This is a genomic window from Streptomyces flaveolus (assembly GCF_044765825.1).
Taxonomy (GTDB): Bacteria; Actinomycetota; Actinomycetes; order Streptomycetales; family Streptomycetaceae; genus Streptomyces; species Streptomyces flaveolus.
Genome location: NZ_JBIWKU010000003.1, coordinates 741,270 through 760,361, shown reverse-complemented (window position 1 = coordinate 760,361; position 19,092 = coordinate 741,270). Strand labels below are relative to the sequence as shown.

The window sequence follows — 19,092 nt, the reverse complement described above, 5'->3', positions numbered from 1 at the left end:
GACTTACAACCCTGAGAGGGATTGACGCATAGTGCTCGACGTCAACTTCTTCGACGAGCTCCGGATCGGTCTGGCCACCGCTGACGACATCCGTCAGTGGAGCCACGGCGAGGTCAAGAAGCCCGAGACCATCAACTACCGCACGCTCAAGCCCGAGAAGGACGGACTCTTCTGCGAGAAGATCTTCGGTCCGACCCGGGACTGGGAGTGCTACTGCGGCAAGTACAAGCGCGTCCGCTTCAAGGGCATCATCTGTGAGCGCTGTGGCGTGGAGGTCACGCGCGCCAAGGTGCGCCGTGAGCGGATGGGCCACATCGAGCTCGCCGCCCCCGTCACCCACATCTGGTACTTCAAGGGCGTCCCGTCGCGCCTGGGCTACCTGCTGGACCTGGCGCCGAAGGACCTCGAGAAGGTCATCTACTTCGCCGCGTACATGATCACGTTCGTGGACGAGGAGCGCCGCACCCGCGACCTGCCCTCGCTGGAGGCCCACGTCTCCGTCGAGCGTCAGCAGATCGAGAACCGCCGCGACGCCGACCTCGAGGCCCGCGCCAAGAAGCTCGAGACCGACCTGGCCGAGCTGGAGGCCGAGGGCGCCAAGGCCGACGTGCGCCGCAAGGTGCGCGAGGGTGCCGAGCGTGAGATGAAGCAGCTGCGCGACCGTGCGCAGCGCGAGATCGACCGCCTCGACGAGGTGTGGAACCGGTTCAAGAACCTCAAGGTCCAGGACCTCGAGGGCGACGAGCTGCTCTACCGCGAGCTGCGCGACCGCTTCGGCACCTACTTCGACGGCTCGATGGGCGCCGCCGCGCTGCAGAAGCGCCTGGAGTCCTTCGACCTCGACGAGGAGGCCGAGAAGCTCCGCGAGATCATCCGCACCGGCAAGGGCCAGAAGAAGACCCGCGCGCTCAAGCGCCTCAAGGTCGTCTCCGCGTTCCTGCAGACCAGCAACAGCCCCAAGGGCATGGTGCTGGACTGCGTGCCGGTCATCCCGCCGGACCTGCGTCCGATGGTGCAGCTGGACGGTGGCCGCTTCGCGACCTCCGACCTGAACGACCTGTACCGCCGCGTCATCAACCGCAACAACCGCCTGAAGCGGCTTCTCGACCTCGGTGCGCCCGAGATCATCGTGAACAACGAGAAACGCATGCTCCAGGAGGCCGTGGACGCCCTCTTCGACAACGGTCGTCGTGGTCGCCCGGTCACCGGTCCCGGTAACCGCCCGCTGAAGTCCCTCAGCGACATGCTGAAGGGCAAGCAGGGTCGATTCCGTCAGAACCTGCTCGGTAAGCGAGTCGACTACTCGGCGCGTTCCGTCATCGTCGTCGGCCCGCAGCTCAAGCTGCACCAGTGCGGTCTGCCCAAGGCCATGGCGCTGGAGCTCTTCAAGCCGTTCGTGATGAAGCGCCTGGTCGACCTGAACCACGCGCAGAACATCAAGAGCGCCAAGCGCATGGTCGAGCGCGGCCGCACGGTCGTGTACGACGTGCTGGAAGAGGTCATCGCGGAGCACCCGGTTCTGCTGAACCGTGCGCCCACGCTGCACCGCCTCGGCATCCAGGCCTTCGAGCCGCAGCTGGTCGAGGGCAAGGCCATCCAGATCCACCCGCTCGTCTGTACCGCGTTCAACGCGGACTTCGACGGTGACCAGATGGCCGTGCACCTGCCGCTGTCCGCGGAGGCGCAGGCCGAGGCCCGCATCCTGATGCTGTCCTCGAACAACATCCTCAAGCCGGCCGACGGCCGTCCGGTGACGATGCCGACCCAGGACATGGTCCTCGGTCTGTTCTTCCTCACCACCGACGGCGAGGGCCGCGACCTCAAGGGCGAGGGCCGTGCCTTCGGTTCCGCCGCCGAGGCGATCATGGCGTTCGACGCGGGCGACCTGTCGCTCCAGTCGAAGGTCGACATCCGCTTCCCGGTGGGCACCATCCCGCCCCGCGGCTGGGAGCCCCCGGCGCGCGAGGAGGGTGAGCCGGAGTGGCAGCAGGGTGACACCTTCACCCTGAAGACCACGCTGGGCCGCGCGCTCTTCAACGAGCTGCTGCCCGAGGACTACCCGTTCGTCGACTACGAGGTCGGCAAGAAGCAGCTCTCCGAGATCGTCAACGACCTCGCCGAGCGATACCCGAAGGTCATCGTGGCGGCGACGCTCGACAACCTGAAGGCGGCCGGCTTCTTCTGGGCGACCCGTTCCGGCGTCACCGTGGCCATCTCCGACGTCGTCGTTCCCGAGGCGAAGAAGGAGATCGTCAAGGGCTACGAGGCGCAGGACGAGAAGGTCCAGAAGCAGTACGAGCGCGGTCTGATCACCAAGGACGAGCGCACGCAGGAGCTCATCGCGATCTGGACCAAGGCGACCAACGAGGTCGCCGAGGCGATGAACGACAACTTCCCGAAGACCAACCCGATCTTCATGATGGTGAACTCGGGTGCACGAGGCAACATGATGCAGATGCGTCAGATCGCCGGTATGCGTGGTCTGGTGTCGAACGCGAAGAACGAGACGATCCCGCGTCCGATCAAGGCGTCGTTCCGTGAGGGTCTGTCCGTGCTGGAGTACTTCATCTCCACGCACGGTGCCCGTAAGGGTCTGGCGGACACCGCTCTGCGTACCGCCGACTCGGGTTACCTCACGCGTCGTCTGGTCGACGTCTCCCAGGACGTCATCATCCGCGAGGAGGACTGCGGCACCGAGCGCGGTCTGAAGCTGCGGATCGCCGAGCGCGGCGAGGACGGTGTGCTGCGCAAGGCCGACGACGTCGAGACCAGCGTGTACGCCCGCATGCTCGCCGAGGACGTCGTCATCGACGGCAAGGTGATCGCGCCGGCCAACGTCGACCTCGGTGACGTGCTCATCGACCAGCTGGTGCACCACGGTGTCGAGGAGGTCAAGACCCGCTCGATCCTGACCTGTGAGTCCCAGGTCGGCACCTGCGCCATGTGCTACGGCCGCTCCCTGGCCACCGGCAAGCTGGTCGACATCGGTGAGGCGGTCGGCATCATCGCCGCCCAGTCCATCGGTGAGCCCGGTACCCAGCTGACGATGCGTACCTTCCACACCGGTGGTGTGGCCGGTGACGACATCACCCAGGGTCTGCCCCGTGTGGTCGAGCTCTTCGAGGCCCGTACCCCGAAGGGTGTCGCCCCGATCTCCGAGGCCTCCGGCCGCGTGCGGATCGAGGAGACCGAGAAGACCAAGAAGATCGTCGTCACCCCCGACGACGGCAGCGACGAGACGGCCTACCCGATCTCGAAGCGTGCCCGTCTGCTGGTGGGCGAGGGCGACCACGTCGAGGTGGGCCAGAAGCTCACCGTGGGTGCCACCAACCCGCACGACGTGCTGCGCATCCTGGGTCAGCGTGCCGTCCAGGTCCACCTGGTCGGCGAGGTCCAGAAGGTCTACAACTCGCAGGGCGTGTCGATCCACGACAAGCACATCGAGATCATCATCCGGCAGATGCTGCGCCGCGTGACGATCATCGAGTCCGGCGACGCCGAGCTGCTGCCCGGCGAGCTGGTCGAGCGGTCGAAGTTCGAGACCGAGAACCGTCGTGTGGTCCAGGAGGGCGGTCACCCGGCCTCCGGTCGTCCGCAGCTGATGGGTATCACCAAGGCCTCGCTGGCGACGGAATCCTGGCTGTCGGCCGCCTCCTTCCAGGAGACGACCCGAGTCCTGACGGACGCGGCGATCAACGCCAAGTCCGACAGCCTCATCGGCCTCAAGGAGAACGTCATCATCGGTAAGCTCATCCCGGCCGGTACGGGCCTGTCCCGCTACCGCAACATCCGGGTCGAGCCGACCGAGGAGGCCAAGGCCGCGATGTACTCGGCCGTCGGCTACGACGACATCGACTACTCGCCGTTCGGCACCGGCTCCGGCCAGGCCGTCCCGCTGGAGGACTACGACTACGGTCCGTACAACCAGTAAGCGAGTGCTCGCTTGACCGACCGAAGGGCGGTCACCCCGCGAGGGGTGGCCGCCCTTCGGCGTGTCCGGGGCCCGGCGTGCCGGGCCCCGGCGACCGCCGGCCTACGGCACGCCCAGTTCGAAGATCACGTAGTGCGCGTACCACCCCGACGCGATCGCCGCCGTCGTGAAGAACACCGCCAGGCTCGGCAGTTTCAGGCGGCTCAGGGCCGCTGCCGGGGCGAGGAGGAGGGGGAAGACGGGGAGCAGGTAGCGCATCGTGTTGCCGAACATCTGCTGGGTGCCCAGGACCGTGATGACCGACGCCAGGGTGTAGGCGACGAGCACCAGCGGGGGCTTCTTGCGCAGCATCAGGGCGATGAGGAAGGGCAGCGCCAGGACCAGCTGGAGGGAGAGCAGGTCCGGGGTGGAGAAGGCGAAGACGTAGTCGTTGCGGCCCACCGCCAGGTTGCGCAGCACGTCCAGGGTGTAGGCGCCGTAGTCGAAGAAGTGCGCCCAGCCCTCGCGCTGGAGGATGAAGTACGCCGAGGGCTCGCCGGTGCTGTAGCCGACCCAGGCGACGTAGAACAGCAGGCCCAGCGGGGCGACGATCATGGCGTACAGCGGGCCCCACACGCCGTGTTCGCGTCGACTCGCGGGGCGGGCCAGGGTCACCAGCGCGGCGAGTCCCACGGCGCCTATGAGCACCGCGGACGTGGGCCGGTTCAAGCCGGCGACACAGGCCAGCAGACCGGCCGCGACCCAGCGCCGGGTCATCACGGCGTAGCAGGTCCAGGCGGCGATGGCGACGAACACGGACTCGGAGTACACCGCCCACTCGACGCCCGCGCCGGGCGCCACGGCCCACAGTCCCGCGGCGATGGTGCCCGCCCGTGCTCCGGCGACCAGGCGGACGACGGCGTAGATACCGGCGGCGGCGACGAACGAGGCCAGGACGGAGACCAGGATGCCGGAGCCGTACAGGCCGATTCCGGTGGCTTCCGAGACCATGCGGATCAGCGCCGGGTAGAGCGGGAAGAACGCCACCGAGTTCTGCTGGACGGTGAACAGGCCGTCGGAGTCGAGTCGTATCAGTGAGGGGTGGTAGCCGTGCTCGGCGACCTGGAGGTACCACCAGCCGTCCCAGGTGGCCAGGACGTCCCACCAGTGGGCGCCGCCGCCGAAGCGCGGCTTCTTGTCGTGGTAGTCCCCGGCGTACTCCAGCAGGGAGGCGAAGACGGTGAGGCCCACGAGTTTGGTGACGCCGTACAGGGCGAGCGCGGGCAGGTACGGGCGCGCGCCGGCCGGCAGGGTGAGGCGCCGGGTCCACGCGGGCCGTCGGCCCTCCCAGGCCGCCCGGGCCCGGTCCAGGGTCCCGGTCCCCGTCCGCTGCCCGGCCGAATCGTGTGCGGCGGACAGTTGGTCCCGTGCGCCGAGGGACGCGTCGGTCGCCGTGTCGTCGGCAGCCGTGTCCATGCCTGTCATCCCCCTCGGTCCGCCCTCAACGAGCAATCGCTGCCATAAGATCGCACCAGAGTCGCACATCTGTGCTCTGCTTCAGGGGTGAGGGGAGGGCCGGTGCCCGAGGAACGGGACGAGGCGATCGTGCTGTCGGTCGTCATACCCATGTACAACGAGGAAGAGGCCCTGCCCGCGCTGGTCAGCAGGCTGCGGCCGGTGCTGACGGAGCTGGACGTCGCCCACGAGGTCGTCGCGGTGGACGACGGCAGCGCCGACCGCACCGCGGAGCTGCTCGCCGCCTTCCGGCTCGGCTGGCCGGAACTGCGCGTGATCGCGCTGCGGCGCAACTCCGGCCACCAGGCCGCCCTCACCGCCGGCCTGGACCGGGCGGCCGGGGCCTACGTGGTGAGTCTGGACGCGGACCTCCAGGACCCGCCGGAGAAGATTCCCGACATGCTGGCGCTGGCCCGCGCCGAGGGCCTCGACATCGTCTACGGCGTCCGGGCGGACCGCAGCAGCGACACCGGGTTCAAGCGCAGGACCGCGGGCGTCTACTACCGGCTCATGCGCCGCCTGGCCGGCCCCTCGGTCCCCGCGCAGGCGGGTGACTTCCGGCTGCTCAGCCGGGCCGCGGTGGAGGCGCTGAAGGCCCTGCCGGACCAGCAGCGGGTCTACCGCCTCCTGGTGCCCTGGCTGGGTTTCCCGAGCGGCCAGGTCACCTACCAGCGCGCGCCGCGCACCGCGGGCCGGACCAAGTACCCGCTCGGCCGGATGATCCGCCTCGCGGTCGACAGCGTCACGGGCTTCTCCGCGGCCCCGCTGCGCATCGCCACCTGGCTGGGCGCCGGTGCCTTCCTGGTCTGCCTGGGGCTGCTGGTCTACACGCTGACCGCCTTCGCCCTGGGCCACACGGTGCCCGGCTGGACCTCGCTCTTCACGGGGATCGTGTTCATCGGGGCCGTGCAGCTGGTCTGCGTGGGCCTGCTCGGCGAGTACGTCGGCCGGATCTACACGGCGGTGCAGAACAGGCCCACGTACTTCGTCCGGTACGACACGGCGGCCGCGGAGCCCGAGCCCGGGGCCGAGCGCGCCGGCACCCCGGGCTCCGGGACCCCCGCCGGCCGGGGCGGGGCGCGGATTCCGGAGCCGCGGGCCTGAGCCGGTGCGCGGCCCCCGCGCGCCTTGCCGAGCGGCGGGAGCGGACCGGGCGAAAATGGTGCGAGCCGGGCGCCGGCGTCGGTCTCGCCCATTTGTTTTGACCGCAGCGAATGCGATAGGTACGCTCAGACCTTGTGCCTGGGGTGTGCCCTGGCCTTCGTGCGTGCCTTCAACCGCACCGGGGGCCGTGAGCGGCCACCGCAATCCGCGCCTCTTTCCGTCCTCGCGGCGAGAGTCCGCGGGTTCGACACACCCGACCGCGTGGGTCGGCGACGTACCAGGTTAGCTTCACCATTCGGCACACAGAAACCGGAGAAGTAGTGCCTACGATCCAGCAGCTGGTCCGCAAGGGCCGGCAGGACAAGGTCGAGAAGAACAAGACGCCCGCGCTCGAGGGTTCGCCCCAGCGTCGTGGCGTCTGCACGCGTGTGTTCACGACCACCCCGAAGAAGCCGAACTCGGCCCTGCGTAAGGTCGCGCGTGTGCGTCTGACCAGCGGGATCGAGGTCACTGCTTACATTCCGGGTGAGGGACACAACCTGCAGGAGCACTCCATCGTGCTCGTGCGCGGCGGCCGTGTGAAGGACCTGCCGGGTGTTCGCTACAAGATCATCCGCGGCTCGCTCGACACCCAGGGTGTCAAGAACCGCAAGCAGGCCCGCAGCCGCTACGGCGCCAAGAAGGAGAAGTAAGAATGCCTCGTAAGGGCCCCGCCCCGAAGCGCCCGGTCATCATCGACCCGGTCTACGGTTCTCCTCTGGTGACCTCCCTGATCAACAAGGTGCTGCTGAACGGCAAGCGCTCCACCGCCGAGCGCATCGTCTACGGCGCCATGGAGGGTCTGCGTGAGAAGACGGGCAACGACCCGATCATCACGCTGAAGCGCGCGCTCGAGAACATCAAGCCGACCCTCGAGGTCAAGTCCCGCCGTGTCGGTGGCGCCACCTACCAGGTGCCGATCGAGGTCAAGCCCGGTCGCGCCAACACCCTCGCGCTGCGCTGGCTCGTCGGTTACTCCCGCGCCCGTCGCGAGAAGACCATGACCGAGCGTCTGCTCAACGAGCTCCTCGACGCCTCCAACGGCCTCGGTGCCGCTGTGAAGAAGCGCGAGGACACGCACAAGATGGCCGAGTCCAACAAGGCCTTCGCGCACTACCGCTGGTAGTCGCTACCCACATCGAGACCGAGAGAAGACTGAAGCCTTATGGCTACCACTTCACTTGACCTGGCCAAGGTCCGCAACATCGGGATCATGGCCCACATCGACGCGGGCAAGACGACCACCACCGAGCGGATTCTGTTCTACACCGGTGTGTCGTACAAGATCGGTGAGGTCCACGACGGCGCTGCCACCATGGACTGGATGGAGCAGGAGCAGGAGCGTGGCATCACGATCACGTCTGCTGCGACCACCTGTCACTGGCCGCTCGAGGACAACGACTACACGATCAACATCATCGACACCCCGGGGCACGTCGACTTCACCGTCGAGGTGGAGCGTTCCCTGCGTGTGCTCGACGGTGCCGTGACCGTGTTCGACGGTGTCGCCGGTGTCGAGCCGCAGTCCGAGACGGTGTGGCGTCAGGCCGACCGTTACGGCGTGCCCCGCATCTGCTTCGTCAACAAGCTGGACCGTACCGGCGCCGAGTTCCACCGCTGCGTGGACATGATCTCGGACCGCCTGGGCGCCCAGCCGCTCGTCATGCAGCTCCCGATCGGCGCCGAGGCCGACTTCAAGGGCGTCGTGGACCTGGTCCGCATGAAGGCGCTCGTGTGGTCCGCCGAGGCCGCCAAGGGCGAGATGTACGACGTCGTCGACATCCCCGACACGCACACCGAGGCCGCCGAGGAGTGGCGCGGCAAGCTGGTCGAGGCCGTCGCCGAGAACGACGAAGAGATCATGGAGCTGTTCCTGGAGGGCCAGGAGCCCACCGAGGAGCAGCTGTACGCCGCGATCCGTCGCATCACCATCGCCTCCGGCAAGTCCAGCGACACCACGGTCACCCCGGTGTTCTGCGGCACCGCGTTCAAGAACAAGGGCGTTCAGCCCCTGCTCGACGCGGTCGTGCGCTACCTGCCGACCCCCCTCGACGTCGAGGCCATCGAGGGCCACGACGTCAAGGACCCCGAGGTCGTCGTCAAGCGCAAGCCGTCCGAGGACGAGCCGCTCGCCGCGCTCGCCTTCAAGATCATGAGCGACCCGCACCTCGGCAAGCTCACCTTCGTCCGGGTCTACTCGGGCCGCCTGCAGTCCGGCACCGCGGTGCTGAACTCGGTCAAGGGCAAGAAGGAGCGCATCGGCAAGATCTACCGCATGCACGCCAACAAGCGTGAGGAGATCGAGTCGGTGGGCGCCGGCGACATCGTCGCCGTCATGGGCCTGAAGCAGACCACCACCGGTGAGACGCTGTCCGACGACAAGAGCCCGGTGATCCTGGAGTCCATGGACTTCCCGGCGCCGGTCATCCAGGTCGCCATCGAGCCCAAGTCGAAGGGCGACCAGGAGAAGCTCGGCGTCGCGATCCAGCGTCTGGCCGAGGAGGACCCGTCCTTCCAGGTTCACACGAACGAGGAGACGGGCCAGACCATCATCGGTGGTATGGGCGAGCTGCACCTCGAGGTGCTGGTCGACCGTATGCGCCGTGAGTTCAAGGTCGAGGCCAACGTCGGTAAGCCGCAGGTCGCCTACCGTGAGACGATCCGCAAGGCCGTCGAGCGCGTGGACTACACCCACAAGAAGCAGACCGGTGGTACCGGTCAGTTCGCCAAGGTGCAGATCGCGATCGAGCCGATCGAGGGCGGCGACGCCTCGTACGAGTTCGTGAACAAGGTGACCGGTGGCCGCATCCCGAAGGAGTACATCCCTTCGGTGGACGCCGGTGCTCAGGAGGCCATGCAGTTCGGCATCCTGGCCGGCTACGAGATGACGGGCGTCCGCGTCACGCTCATCGACGGTGGCTACCACGAGGTCGACTCCTCCGAGCTCGCGTTCAAGATCGCCGGTTCGCAGGCCTTCAAGGAGGCCGCACGCAAGGCTTCGCCCGTGCTCCTGGAGCCGATGATGGCCGTCGAGGTCACCACGCCCGAGGACTACATGGGTGAGGTCATCGGCGACATCAACTCCCGCCGTGGCCAGATTCAGGCCATGGAGGAGCGGGCGGGTGCCCGCGTCGTGAAGGGCCTCGTGCCCCTGTCGGAGATGTTCGGCTACGTCGGCGACCTCCGCAGCAAGACGTCGGGTCGCGCAAGCTACTCGATGCAGTTCGACTCCTACGCCGAGGTTCCCCGGAACGTCGCCGAGGAGATCATCGCGAAGGCCAAGGGCGAGTAACGGACTACTCCGTTTAACGGACCCCGTTCACACGCTTTAGGCTTGACCCCGGAGCCTGCAAGGGGCATTCCACCGCCAACCCGGCGGAATGCCCCCTGGCCCGGGTTTCCCAGCAAAGATCACCTGGCGCCGATGAGTAAGGCGTACAGAACCACTCCACAGGAGGACCCCAGTGGCGAAGGCGAAGTTCGAGCGGACTAAGCCGCACGTCAACATCGGCACCATCGGTCACATCGACCACGGTAAGACGACCCTCACGGCCGCCATTACCAAGGTGCTGCACGACGCGTACCCGGACCTGAACGAGGCCTCGGCCTTCGACCAGATCGACAAGGCTCCCGAAGAGCGCCAGCGCGGTATCACCATCTCCATCGCGCACGTCGAGTACCAGACGGAGACGCGTCACTACGCCCACGTCGACTGCCCCGGTCACGCGGACTACATCAAGAACATGATCACGGGTGCGGCGCAGATGGACGGCGCCATCCTCGTGGTCGCCGCCACCGACGGCCCGATGCCGCAGACCAAGGAGCACGTGCTCCTGGCCCGCCAGGTCGGCGTTCCGTACATCGTCGTCGCGCTGAACAAGGCCGACATGGTGGACGACGAGGAGATCCTGGAGCTCGTCGAGCTCGAGGTGCGTGAGCTCCTCTCCGAGTACGAGTTCCCGGGCGACGACGTTCCCGTCGTCAAGGTCTCCGCTCTGAAGGCCCTCGAGGGCGACAAGGAGTGGGGCAACTCGGTCCTCGAGCTCATGAAGGCCGTGGACGAGGCCATCCCGGAGCCCGAGCGTGACGTCGACAAGCCGTTCCTGATGCCGATCGAGGACGTCTTCACCATCACCGGTCGCGGTACGGTCGTCACCGGCCGCATCGAGCGTGGTGTCCTCAAGGTCAACGAGACCGTCGACATCATCGGCATCAAGACCGAGAAGACCACCACCACGGTCACCGGCATCGAGATGTTCCGGAAGCTCCTCGACGAGGGCCAGGCCGGTGAGAACGTCGGTCTGCTGCTTCGCGGCATCAAGCGCGAGGACGTCGAGCGCGGCCAGGTCATCATCAAGCCGGGCTCGGTCACCCCGCACACCGAGTTCGAGGCGCAGGCCTACATCCTGTCCAAGGACGAGGGTGGCCGCCACACGCCGTTCTTCAACAACTACCGTCCGCAGTTCTACTTCCGTACGACGGACGTGACCGGCGTCGTGACCCTCCCCGAGGGCACCGAGATGGTCATGCCGGGTGACAACACCGAGATGAAGGTGGAGCTCATCCAGCCCGTCGCCATGGAAGAGGGCCTGAAGTTCGCCATCCGTGAGGGTGGCCGGACCGTGGGCGCCGGCCAGGTCACCAAGATCAACAAGTAAGCTCCGCTTGCTTGTTGGGTCTGACGACCTGACCTGGGCTTGATGCCTGAGAGGACCCGTACGACTTCGGTCGTGCGGGTCCTTTCGCGTTGTCCCTCGGTACCGGTTGGATCACGGCTCGTGCCTGGGTCTGTGGGCACCCTGTGAAGATCGGGAACACTGGTTCGATCACTGACCGGCGAGAATGCCGCACCGGACCACGAGAGCGAGCCCGTGAGCACTGTCCCGTCCCCCGAGCGTCCCGACGACCGGGAACCGTCGCCGTCCCTCTCCGACGAGCAGTTGGACGCGTTCCTGCGGGAGTCCGCCGAGGGCGGCGGCGCCGCGGCGCCCAAGGAGCCGTCCGCGCGGGCGCGGATGGTGACGGAGCGGCTGCGGGCGCAGGACGAGGCGGCGGCCTCGGCCTCCGGCGGCCGGCGGTGGGGGCGGGAGAAGGCCGCGCCGCCCTCGACGCCGCCGGGGTGGCGGACGGGTCCGGCGTGGCAGGGGACGAACGGCGGCCGGAGCCGCCGGCGTCGGATCAAGTCGGCCGTCGGGGTGCTGGTGGCCGTCGCGGTCGCCGTGCTCGTCGTGAAGCCCTCACTGGTGTTCGACGGGATACCCGAGGAGCCGACGGGAGCCGCGGCGTCGCCGCTGCCCGCGGAGACGGCACTGCCCAGCACCGCGCCCGGCGGCGCGGCCCTGTCCGAGGAGCCCACCCACGAGCGGCCGTTCCTCGGCTCACCGGCGGAGCGGTGGGCGGAGGGCGCGGATGCCATCGTGCTGCCGCAGGCGAAGGCGGCCGGCGGGATGAGCAAGGCCGAGGTGGAACTGGCGCTGCGCCGCACGAAGGACTTCCTGGTCGCGAGCAACATCGATCCCGCCGTGCTGCGCGGGGCGCGGCCCACCGCCGCGTTCGACGTGCTGGACCCGTTGGACTCGGAGATGCGGTCGCGGATGGAACGGGCGCTGACCGGTCCCACGCGGGACGACGACCCCACCATGTTCTTCAGCCGCTTCGACCCGGCCGAGGTGCGTGTGCTGGGCGACACGGTCAAGGTCCGGGGCCACATGAGCTTCACCGCCGGCGATCCCGGCCAGGTGAAGGTGCACGCGGACTACACCTTCGTCTATCCCCTCGTACGCGCCGGGCAGGACTTCAGTCCCGTGACCCGGACCATCGTGCGCCGCCAGGTCACCATGCTGCTGTCGGACCCCGGGCAGTGGCAGGCCACGGCGGGCAAACTGAGGCTCTTCGAGTACAGCGCCGACCGGTCCAACGACTCGTGCGAGGACGAGGGCGGCTATCTGGAGCCCACCTTCCCCGACGACGTCTACACCGGTGAGCAGGGCGGCGGCCCGACCGTCGACCCGTACGACCGCAGCCGGCCGATCGACCAGGGACAGACGGAGTGCGGCACCGTCAGCCGTACCTGAACACGGACGGGCCCGGGCGCTCTCCCGCTGCGCACCCGGGCCCTGCCCCCGTGTCCCCCGTGGGGCGGTCAGTGGGTCACACGCGCTGCCACAGGGCGGGGACGTTCGACGGCTCCCAGCCCGGCTGGGCCTGGTGGCCCTGGAGGCAGCGGTAGGTCGCACCGCCGTACGTCACCGTGTCGCCCGGCTGGTAGACCTTGCCGGCGGCCCAGGTGCCGCCGCCGGGCGGGGGTTCCTCGGGGCCGCCGCCGTCACCGGACGTCTTCAGGGTGAGCCCGTAGTTCGTCAGCAGCGGGTTGATCGGCTGGAAGAAGGTCTCGCCGCCGCTGCTGCAGTTGCCCGAGCCGCCCGAGGTGACGCCCTGGGCCTGGCTGCCGGAGATGTACGAGCCGCCGGAGTCGCCGGGCTCGGCGCACACCGTGGTGCGGGTGACGCCGGAGACGGTGCCCTCCTGGTAGGTGACGCTGGTGTTCAGCTGCTGGACGGTGCCGCAGTGCCAGCCGGTCGTCGAACCGGAGCGGCACACGGAGGCGCCGACCGTCGCCTGCGTGGACCCGGCGACCTGGACGCTCTGCCCGCCGGCGCCGTTGACGTACGGGGTCGCCGTCCAGCTGGAGTTGGCCGCCACCCACGCCATGTCGCGGCCCGGGAAGACCGAGCCCTGGAAGGTGCCCTGGGCGACCCGGTTGGCGCCGCTCGTGCCGGCGCCGGCCTGGCCGCAGTGACCGGCGGTGGCGAAGCCCTGCTGGGTGCCCTTGGTGACCGGGAAGCCGATCGAGCAGCGTCCGCTGTTGTTGATGTAGTACGCCTCGCCGCCCCGCAGGTCGTAGAAGGTGCGGGGACGTTCGGTGCGCGTCTCGACTCGGGCGAGGGACCGGTCGACCCCGGCGGCCGCCAGCAGCGCGCGGGCCGCGGCCGGGCGTACCGCCTCCACGACGAGGGTGTTGGTGCGCGTGTCGACGTACCAGACGGGCGCGTCGGCGGTGGTGCGGCCGGTCGCCGACCGGTCCAGGCGGGCCTTGGCCGCGTCCAGGTCGGCCAGCGAGTGGCGTACGACCTTCGCCTCGGCTCCCTGCGCCTCGATCGTGCCGACGTCGCCCGCGTCGGTCGTCGCCACGGTGAGCGTGCCGGACTCGGCGCCCCGCACCCAGGCGCCCGCGAAGTCGCCGCCGAGCGCTGCCCGCAGGCGCCCCGCCACGGCGCCCGCCTCGGCCTCGTTCACCAGGCGCACCTCGGCCTGGTGCCGGTCCAGGCCGAGGTCGCGCTGCATGGCCTGGAGCAGGGCGGCCGGGGCGGCGTCGGTGCGGAGGGTCTGCGCCGCGGAGGGCGCCGACGGCTGCGCGGCCTCGGCCGCCCCCGCGCTCGCGGAGCCGCTGAGCCCGGCCACGAGCAGGGCGGCCGTCGCCGCGAGGGCGGCGCCCGCGGCTCTGGCCCTGGTGTGTCGCTGGGACACGGAGGACAGGGAGGACATGGGGAACTCCTCGGTCTCGGTGGGGAGGTGCCGAAACCGTAGGGAGGGCCGGCCGGTGGGCATAAGACCCCGGTCGGCCCCCTCCCCGGCGTTATGGAACCCCGCCGGGCGCCCCCGGGCTCAGCCCACGGCCGCCGTGTCCCCGTGCGTCGAGAGCCACGCGGTGTAGCTGTCGCTGCCCGCGGCCACGCCCGCGTGGGCGAGGCGGGCCTGCGCGAGGACGGTGGCGGCGGTGTCCTGCCGCTGGGTCCCCGCGTGCCAGCCGAGCAGGTGCCGCCAGGCCAGGGGCGTGCCGGTGAGCGGCCGGGTGACGATGCCGGGCGTGGTCGGGAACGTCGCCCGGCACAGGCCGACCGCCCGGCCCACCTGCACGAGGTGCACCAGGGAGGCGGTGTCCGTCTCGTACATGCGGTGCGGAGTGAACCCGGCGCGGGCGCAGGACGCGGTGAAGCAGTCCCCGAAGCAGCCGTCACCGGGCACACAGGCCCACTCCTCGCCGGCCAGCTCGGTCAGGTCCACCTCGGGACGGTGGGCGAGCGGGTGACCGTCGGCCACCATGACGAACACCGGGTCGACGGCGACCTCCCGCCAGACCAGGCCCTCCGCGCCGGGCGGGGACGCCGACCCGCAGGTCCCGGCGAGGGCGAAGTCCAGCCGCCCTTCGACGAGCTGCTCGGCCAGCTCCCGTTCCGACCAGGACGTACAGGTCGTCATCCGGGCGTCCGGCGCCACGCCCGCCAGCCGGTCCACCAGGGCGCCCAGCAGGGGGCCGTGGGTGCCGCCCAGCCGGAGCCGCTCGGCGGTGCGCGGGGCCGCGCGGGCGAACCTGGCCGCCTCCTGCTGGAGTTCGGTGACCGCGGGCAGCACGATCCGGCTGCGCTCCAGCACCAGTTCCCCCAGCGCGGTGGCCCGCACGCCGTGCCGGCCACGCTCGAACAGGGCACCGCCCAGGGCGCGTTCGATCCGCTTGAGCTGTGCGCTCAACGCGGGCTGCGCGAGCCCGAGCGCCGTCGCCGCCCTGGTGAGGCTGCCGGCGTCGGCGATGGCCCGGACCGTCTTGAGATGCCGCAACTCCAGCTCCATGAAGGGAGCTTGCGACGAAGGCAGGGCGGGGGCAAGGGGTTGGTACAGACCAGTACGGCCGATGCGGTGGTGTGCCGAAGGTACGGCGGCGACCTGCCGAGGAGGGCGCCGCCGTACCGAGCTCGGTGGGTGCCTCAGATCCGGTGGACCGTGTGCAGGGTCTTCGCGTAGGTGCCGGTACCGTCGAGGAGCGACTTGCCGCCCAGGTCGGACATGGTCGGGCCGTTGACCGTCTTGCGACTCGACAGGAAGCGGCGCAGGCCCCCCGCGTCAGCGCCGAGGTAGATGCCGACGTGGTCCACCGTGGCCGTCCGGACGTCGTCGCCGGAGTCCGCGTTGAACAGGACGAGGTCGCCGGGCTGGAGCTGCGCGGCGGCGGGCGGCTTCGTGCCGTCGGTGCGGTCGATGCGGACGCCGGGCGCGTACTCGGCCATGTCCCGGGACTTGCGCGGGAGCCGGGTGCCCGAGGTGTCCTCACCCGCGGCCAGCGGTACGCCCATGTGGTAGCCGTAGACCATGCGGGTGTAGCCGGAGCAGTCGAGGTTGCCGGCCTGCTTGCCGGCCGGGCCGGTGTAGGCGCCGTCGGGGAAGGTCCAGCCGGTGTTCATGTATTCGTGGAAGTCGGCGCCCTCGTAGCGGTAGCCCCGCGGATCCAGGTAGCCGTACCCCGCCTCGCCCAGGACCGGTCTGCCCTCGGCCGGGCCGGCACCGGCGACCACGGTGGGCGCCCCGGCGAGGAACATGGCGGCGTGGGCGAGGACGTCCGGGGCGGTGGAGCCGTACCAGCCGCGGACGGTGTTCTCCAGTTCCTGGGTCCAGACGCCGTCGAAGGGTGCGGGCAGCACGCGCACCCAGTCGGAGTGGGTGACGACCGGCGGTGCCGCCCAGTTCGCCGCGTCCACCCGGAACCGGCTGACGAGCAGCCGGAGCGGCAGATTCGTGCTGCCCTGGTTGGCGAGTGCGCGCAGGCCGACGCGGCCCTTGCCGAAGGTGGAATCGGTGACGTCGACGGTCCACGCGGACGGCTCGGTGTCGGCGGAGCGCCACGCCTTGGCCCGGATACGGGTGCTCTCGCGGCGGACCCGTATCGTCCAGTCGGTGCCCGCGGCCACGCCGGTGGCGAGGGTCACCGCCGCGGCCAGCTGGGTGACCGCGTCGGCGACCTCCTTCTCCACCCGGAGCTGTACCGAGCCGGACGTGGTGAAGGACAGTCGGGCCCGGTAGCTGTTGTGCGTGTCCTGGTAGCCGAAGGACAGGGCGTACGAGCACGCATCACCGGTCGGCACCTTGTCGAACCGCGCGACGCAGCTCACGTCCACGTCGGTGATCTCGTCGTCCCGCAGGGTGGCGTGGCGGCTGGCGTAGTCGGTGGTGAGGGCGATGATCCCGGTGCCCGGCGTCACCGAGTAGTCGGAGTCCGCCGGCCCGAGGGTGGACCAGCTGCCGCCGCCCGGAGAGGTGCCCCAGTAAGCGCGGTCGTCCACGGGCAGCGAGGTGTCGGGCAGCGTGCGCGCGAAGTCGTCCACGAAGGGTTTCTTGTTCTCGGTGAACGTCCGCTCCGGTCCGGGCAGCAGGACGGTGCGCGCCCCGTGGGTCAGCAGTGCGACCCGTCTGCCGGCAGAGGTGATCTCGGTGCGGGCCGGGGTGCCCGGGAGCACGGTGGCGGTGAGCCGGGACGCCAGGGTGAGGCCGCCGAAGTAGGCGGGGTTCAGTGGTGGCATCGTCACGGCAGAGCCTGCCGCGGCCGGACCGGCCGACTGGGCCAGAGGGGCCACCGACGAGGCCGACGTGACCGGCGAGGCCGCCGGGGCGGTGGCCGGGGCGGGCGAGGCGGAGGCCCTGCCACCGAGCTGGATCGTGGCGGCCGATGCCGCGAGGGCGGTGAGAACGCTGCGCCGTGAGGTCTTGGTCATGGTCGACATCATCGGGCCGGACAGCGGCGCTCCCGGCGCCGGACCGTCGACGATTGATCGTCAAGAGTGGTTATCAGCCTGATCGTTCGTGTTGTCCTCGATGAGCTGCCGCGCACGCCGTACCAGTGCCTCCCGTACGGAGTCCGGGGCGAGGACGTGCAGTGGTGTGCCCAGGCCGAGCAGGTAGGTGGCCAGGCCCTCGGGGGTGGGGCCGCCGACCTCGACGATCGTGGTGTCGGGGTCCTCGGCGCGGTGGGTGCCGACGGTGGACGGGATGAGACGCAGCGCCTGGTCGAGCGGGATGGGGAGGCGGATCGTCGCCCGTAGCGGGTAGGGGCCGGTGGCGGTGGAGCGGGAGACGAGCAGCGCCGGGTCGGGCGGGTCGGTGATCTCCACCGGGCGTCCGGTGGGCTGGAGCCGCTGGACGCGGTCGGCCCGGAAGGTCCGCCACCGGTCCCGCTCCACGTCGCGGGCCACGAAGTACCAGCGGCGTCCGGTGTGGACGAGGCGGTACGGGTCGACGTCCCGGACCGTGGCCCGCCCCCCCCAGTCGCGGTACGACAGCCGGGCGCGCTCGGCCCGGCGGCAGGCGGCGGCCAGCTCCAGCAGCATGCCGGGCGCGATCTGCGGTTCGTCGGCCCTCGGGGTGTGGACGAAGGCGGCGTCCATGTCGCCCAGCCGGTCCGCGACCCGCCGGGGCAGCACCTGCCGCAGTTTCAGCAGCGCCGACAGGGCCGCCTGATCGCCACCGAGCGCCCCGCTCAGCGCGGCCTCCCGCAGCCCGACGGCCACGGCGAGCGCCTCCTCGTCGTCCAGGATCAGCGGCGGCGTACGCGTCCCGGGGCGCAGGCGGTAGCCGCCCCAAGGGCCGGGGTCGGACTCGACGGCGTAGCCGAGCTCGCGCAGCCGGGCGATGTCCCGGCGCACCGTCCGCTCGGTGACGTCGATACGGGCGGCCAGTTCACCGCAGGTCCAGGTGGGCCGGACGGCCAGCAGGGAGACCAGCCGCAGCAGACGGGCGGACGTACTCAGCATGTCGGCGAAGTTTTCCACACGGCGCCGCATGACCAGGACCGAACCTGTCCTGGTCGGGTCCTACCGTTCCCTCCATGACCACCACGGAAAACACCGCGCCCGCGCTCCGCTACTCGGCCGTCACCTTCGACTGCCCCGACCCCGCGGACATGGCCCGCTTCTACGGCGAGGCCCTCGGCCTGTCCGTCGTCTTCTCCACCGACGACTTCGTCCTGCTCGGCCAGAAGGACGGCGCGGCCGGCCTCGGCTTCAACCGCCTGGCCGACTACCGCCGGCCGACCTGGCCGGACCCCGCGCAGGAGAAGCAGGCCCACATCGACCTCGGGACCGACGACCTGGACGCGGCCGAGGCCCGGCTGCTGGCCCTCGGTGCCACGAAGCCCGACTTCCAGCCGGACCCGGACCGGTGGCGGGTGCTGCTGGACCCGGCGGGGCATCCGTTCTGCGTGTCGACGGTGGCGTGAACGGGGCACCGGCCGCACCCAGCCTCAGAACGGGGGTTCCGTCGGCGTGAAGCGCAACTCGGCCCACACGGTCTTGCGCGGGAAGCGGCCCTCCGTCACTCCCCAGCGGTGGGCGAACGCCTCCACCAGCAGCAGGCCGCGGCCCGATTCCGCGTCGGGGGCGGGTGCTCGGAGCTCGGGCAGCCGTTCGGCCCGGGTGTCCGTGACCTCGATGCGCAGGGTGTCGCCGACGACGTACAGCGTGAGCCGGAAATCGCGGCCGGGGACGCGTCCGTGGTCCGCCGCGTTGGCGGCCAGCTCGGCGACGACGTGCCGTGCCGGGTCCAGCGGCACTCCCCAGGAACGGAGCTGTTCGGCCGCGAGCAGGCGGGCCAGGCGGGCACCGCGTGGCGTGGGGGAGAGCTGCAGGCTGAAGTTGCGTACGGATGTCGCGAGTTCGGCGGATTCCTGATTCACGTCACTCAGCGTGGCGGCGTCTGCGTAC

14 protein-coding genes are annotated in these 19,092 nt (G+C 70.1%); 8 read left to right on the top strand and 6 right to left on the bottom strand.

The window, feature by feature from the left end; all coding sequences use genetic code 11:
• The first annotated feature begins 31 nt into the window (after positions 1-31).
• Entirely contained in the window at positions 32-3,931 is a 3,900-nt protein-coding gene (locus ACIRG6_RS13025) for a DNA-directed RNA polymerase subunit beta' (protein ID WP_189229166.1), read from the top strand.
• A gap of 102 nt (positions 3,932-4,033) precedes the next feature.
• Here ACIRG6_RS13025 and ACIRG6_RS13020 read toward each other — a convergent pair whose 3' ends face one another.
• The gene (locus tag ACIRG6_RS13020) at positions 4,034-5,386 is read right to left on the bottom strand and encodes a glycosyltransferase family 39 protein (RefSeq protein ID WP_403322454.1); all 1,353 of its coding nucleotides are present in this window, start codon (positions 5,384-5,386) and stop codon (positions 4,034-4,036) included.
• 150 nt (positions 5,387-5,536) lie between these two features.
• On the opposite strand from ACIRG6_RS13020, the gene ACIRG6_RS13015 reads away from it, so the two are divergent.
• The 6 genes from ACIRG6_RS13015 to ACIRG6_RS12990 all read left to right on the top strand — a co-directional run bounded on the left by ACIRG6_RS13015 (position 5,537) and on the right by ACIRG6_RS12990 (position 12,642).
• Positions 5,537-6,529 (top strand): glycosyltransferase family 2 protein, encoded by a 993-nt coding sequence (locus ACIRG6_RS13015; protein WP_403322504.1) that lies wholly within the window; start codon positions 5,537-5,539, stop codon positions 6,527-6,529.
• 320 nt (positions 6,530-6,849) lie between these two features.
• Complete coding sequence (rpsL, locus tag ACIRG6_RS13010) at positions 6,850-7,221, top strand: 30S ribosomal protein S12 (protein ID WP_003948652.1); 372 nt, start codon at positions 6,850-6,852, stop codon at positions 7,219-7,221.
• 2 nt (positions 7,222-7,223) lie between these two features.
• Entirely contained in the window at positions 7,224-7,694 is a 471-nt protein-coding gene (gene rpsG / locus ACIRG6_RS13005) for a 30S ribosomal protein S7 (protein ID WP_003992340.1), read from the top strand.
• A gap of 39 nt (positions 7,695-7,733) precedes the next feature.
• The gene (fusA, locus tag ACIRG6_RS13000; RefSeq protein ID WP_225636253.1) at positions 7,734-9,860 is read left to right on the top strand and encodes an elongation factor G; all 2,127 of its coding nucleotides are present in this window, start codon (positions 7,734-7,736) and stop codon (positions 9,858-9,860) included.
• 172 nt (positions 9,861-10,032) lie between these two features.
• Entirely contained in the window at positions 10,033-11,226 is a 1,194-nt protein-coding gene (gene tuf / locus ACIRG6_RS12995) for an elongation factor Tu (protein WP_161166423.1), read from the top strand.
• A 213-nt stretch (positions 11,227-11,439) separates the two neighbouring features.
• On the top strand, positions 11,440-12,642 hold the full coding sequence (locus ACIRG6_RS12990) for a hypothetical protein (protein WP_403322451.1): 1,203 nt from the start codon (positions 11,440-11,442) through the stop codon (positions 12,640-12,642).
• A 76-nt stretch (positions 12,643-12,718) separates the two neighbouring features.
• Here the strand turns inward: ACIRG6_RS12990 and ACIRG6_RS12985 are convergent, their stop codons facing one another.
• From ACIRG6_RS12985 to ACIRG6_RS12970, 4 genes are all read right to left on the bottom strand, one after another.
• Positions 12,719-14,113, bottom strand: a complete 1,395-nt coding sequence (locus ACIRG6_RS12985; protein ID WP_364676343.1) for an alpha-lytic protease prodomain-containing protein — start codon at positions 14,111-14,113, stop codon at positions 12,719-12,721.
• A 120-nt stretch (positions 14,114-14,233) separates the two neighbouring features.
• The gene (locus ACIRG6_RS12980; protein WP_364676345.1) at positions 14,234-15,196 is read right to left on the bottom strand and encodes a LysR family transcriptional regulator; all 963 of its coding nucleotides are present in this window, start codon (positions 15,194-15,196) and stop codon (positions 14,234-14,236) included.
• A 134-nt stretch (positions 15,197-15,330) separates the two neighbouring features.
• Positions 15,331-17,109, bottom strand: coding sequence for an NlpC/P60 family protein (locus ACIRG6_RS12975; RefSeq protein WP_403322449.1), 1,779 nt, complete (start codon positions 17,107-17,109; stop codon positions 15,331-15,333).
• A 60-nt stretch (positions 17,110-17,169) separates the two neighbouring features.
• Entirely contained in the window at positions 17,170-18,144 is a 975-nt protein-coding gene (locus tag ACIRG6_RS12970) for a helix-turn-helix transcriptional regulator (protein ID WP_403322448.1), read from the bottom strand.
• 74 nt (positions 18,145-18,218) lie between these two features.
• Between ACIRG6_RS12970 and ACIRG6_RS12965 the strand changes: the two genes are divergently transcribed.
• Positions 18,219-18,608 (top strand): VOC family protein, encoded by a 390-nt coding sequence (locus ACIRG6_RS12965; RefSeq protein ID WP_364676353.1) that lies wholly within the window; start codon positions 18,219-18,221, stop codon positions 18,606-18,608.
• Positions 18,609-18,632: 24 nt separating this feature from the next.
• Here the strand turns inward: ACIRG6_RS12965 and ACIRG6_RS12960 are convergent, their stop codons facing one another.
• Positions 18,633-19,064, bottom strand: a complete 432-nt coding sequence (locus ACIRG6_RS12960) for an ATP-binding protein (protein WP_364676355.1) — start codon at positions 19,062-19,064, stop codon at positions 18,633-18,635.
• Positions 19,065-19,092 lie beyond the last annotated feature (28 nt).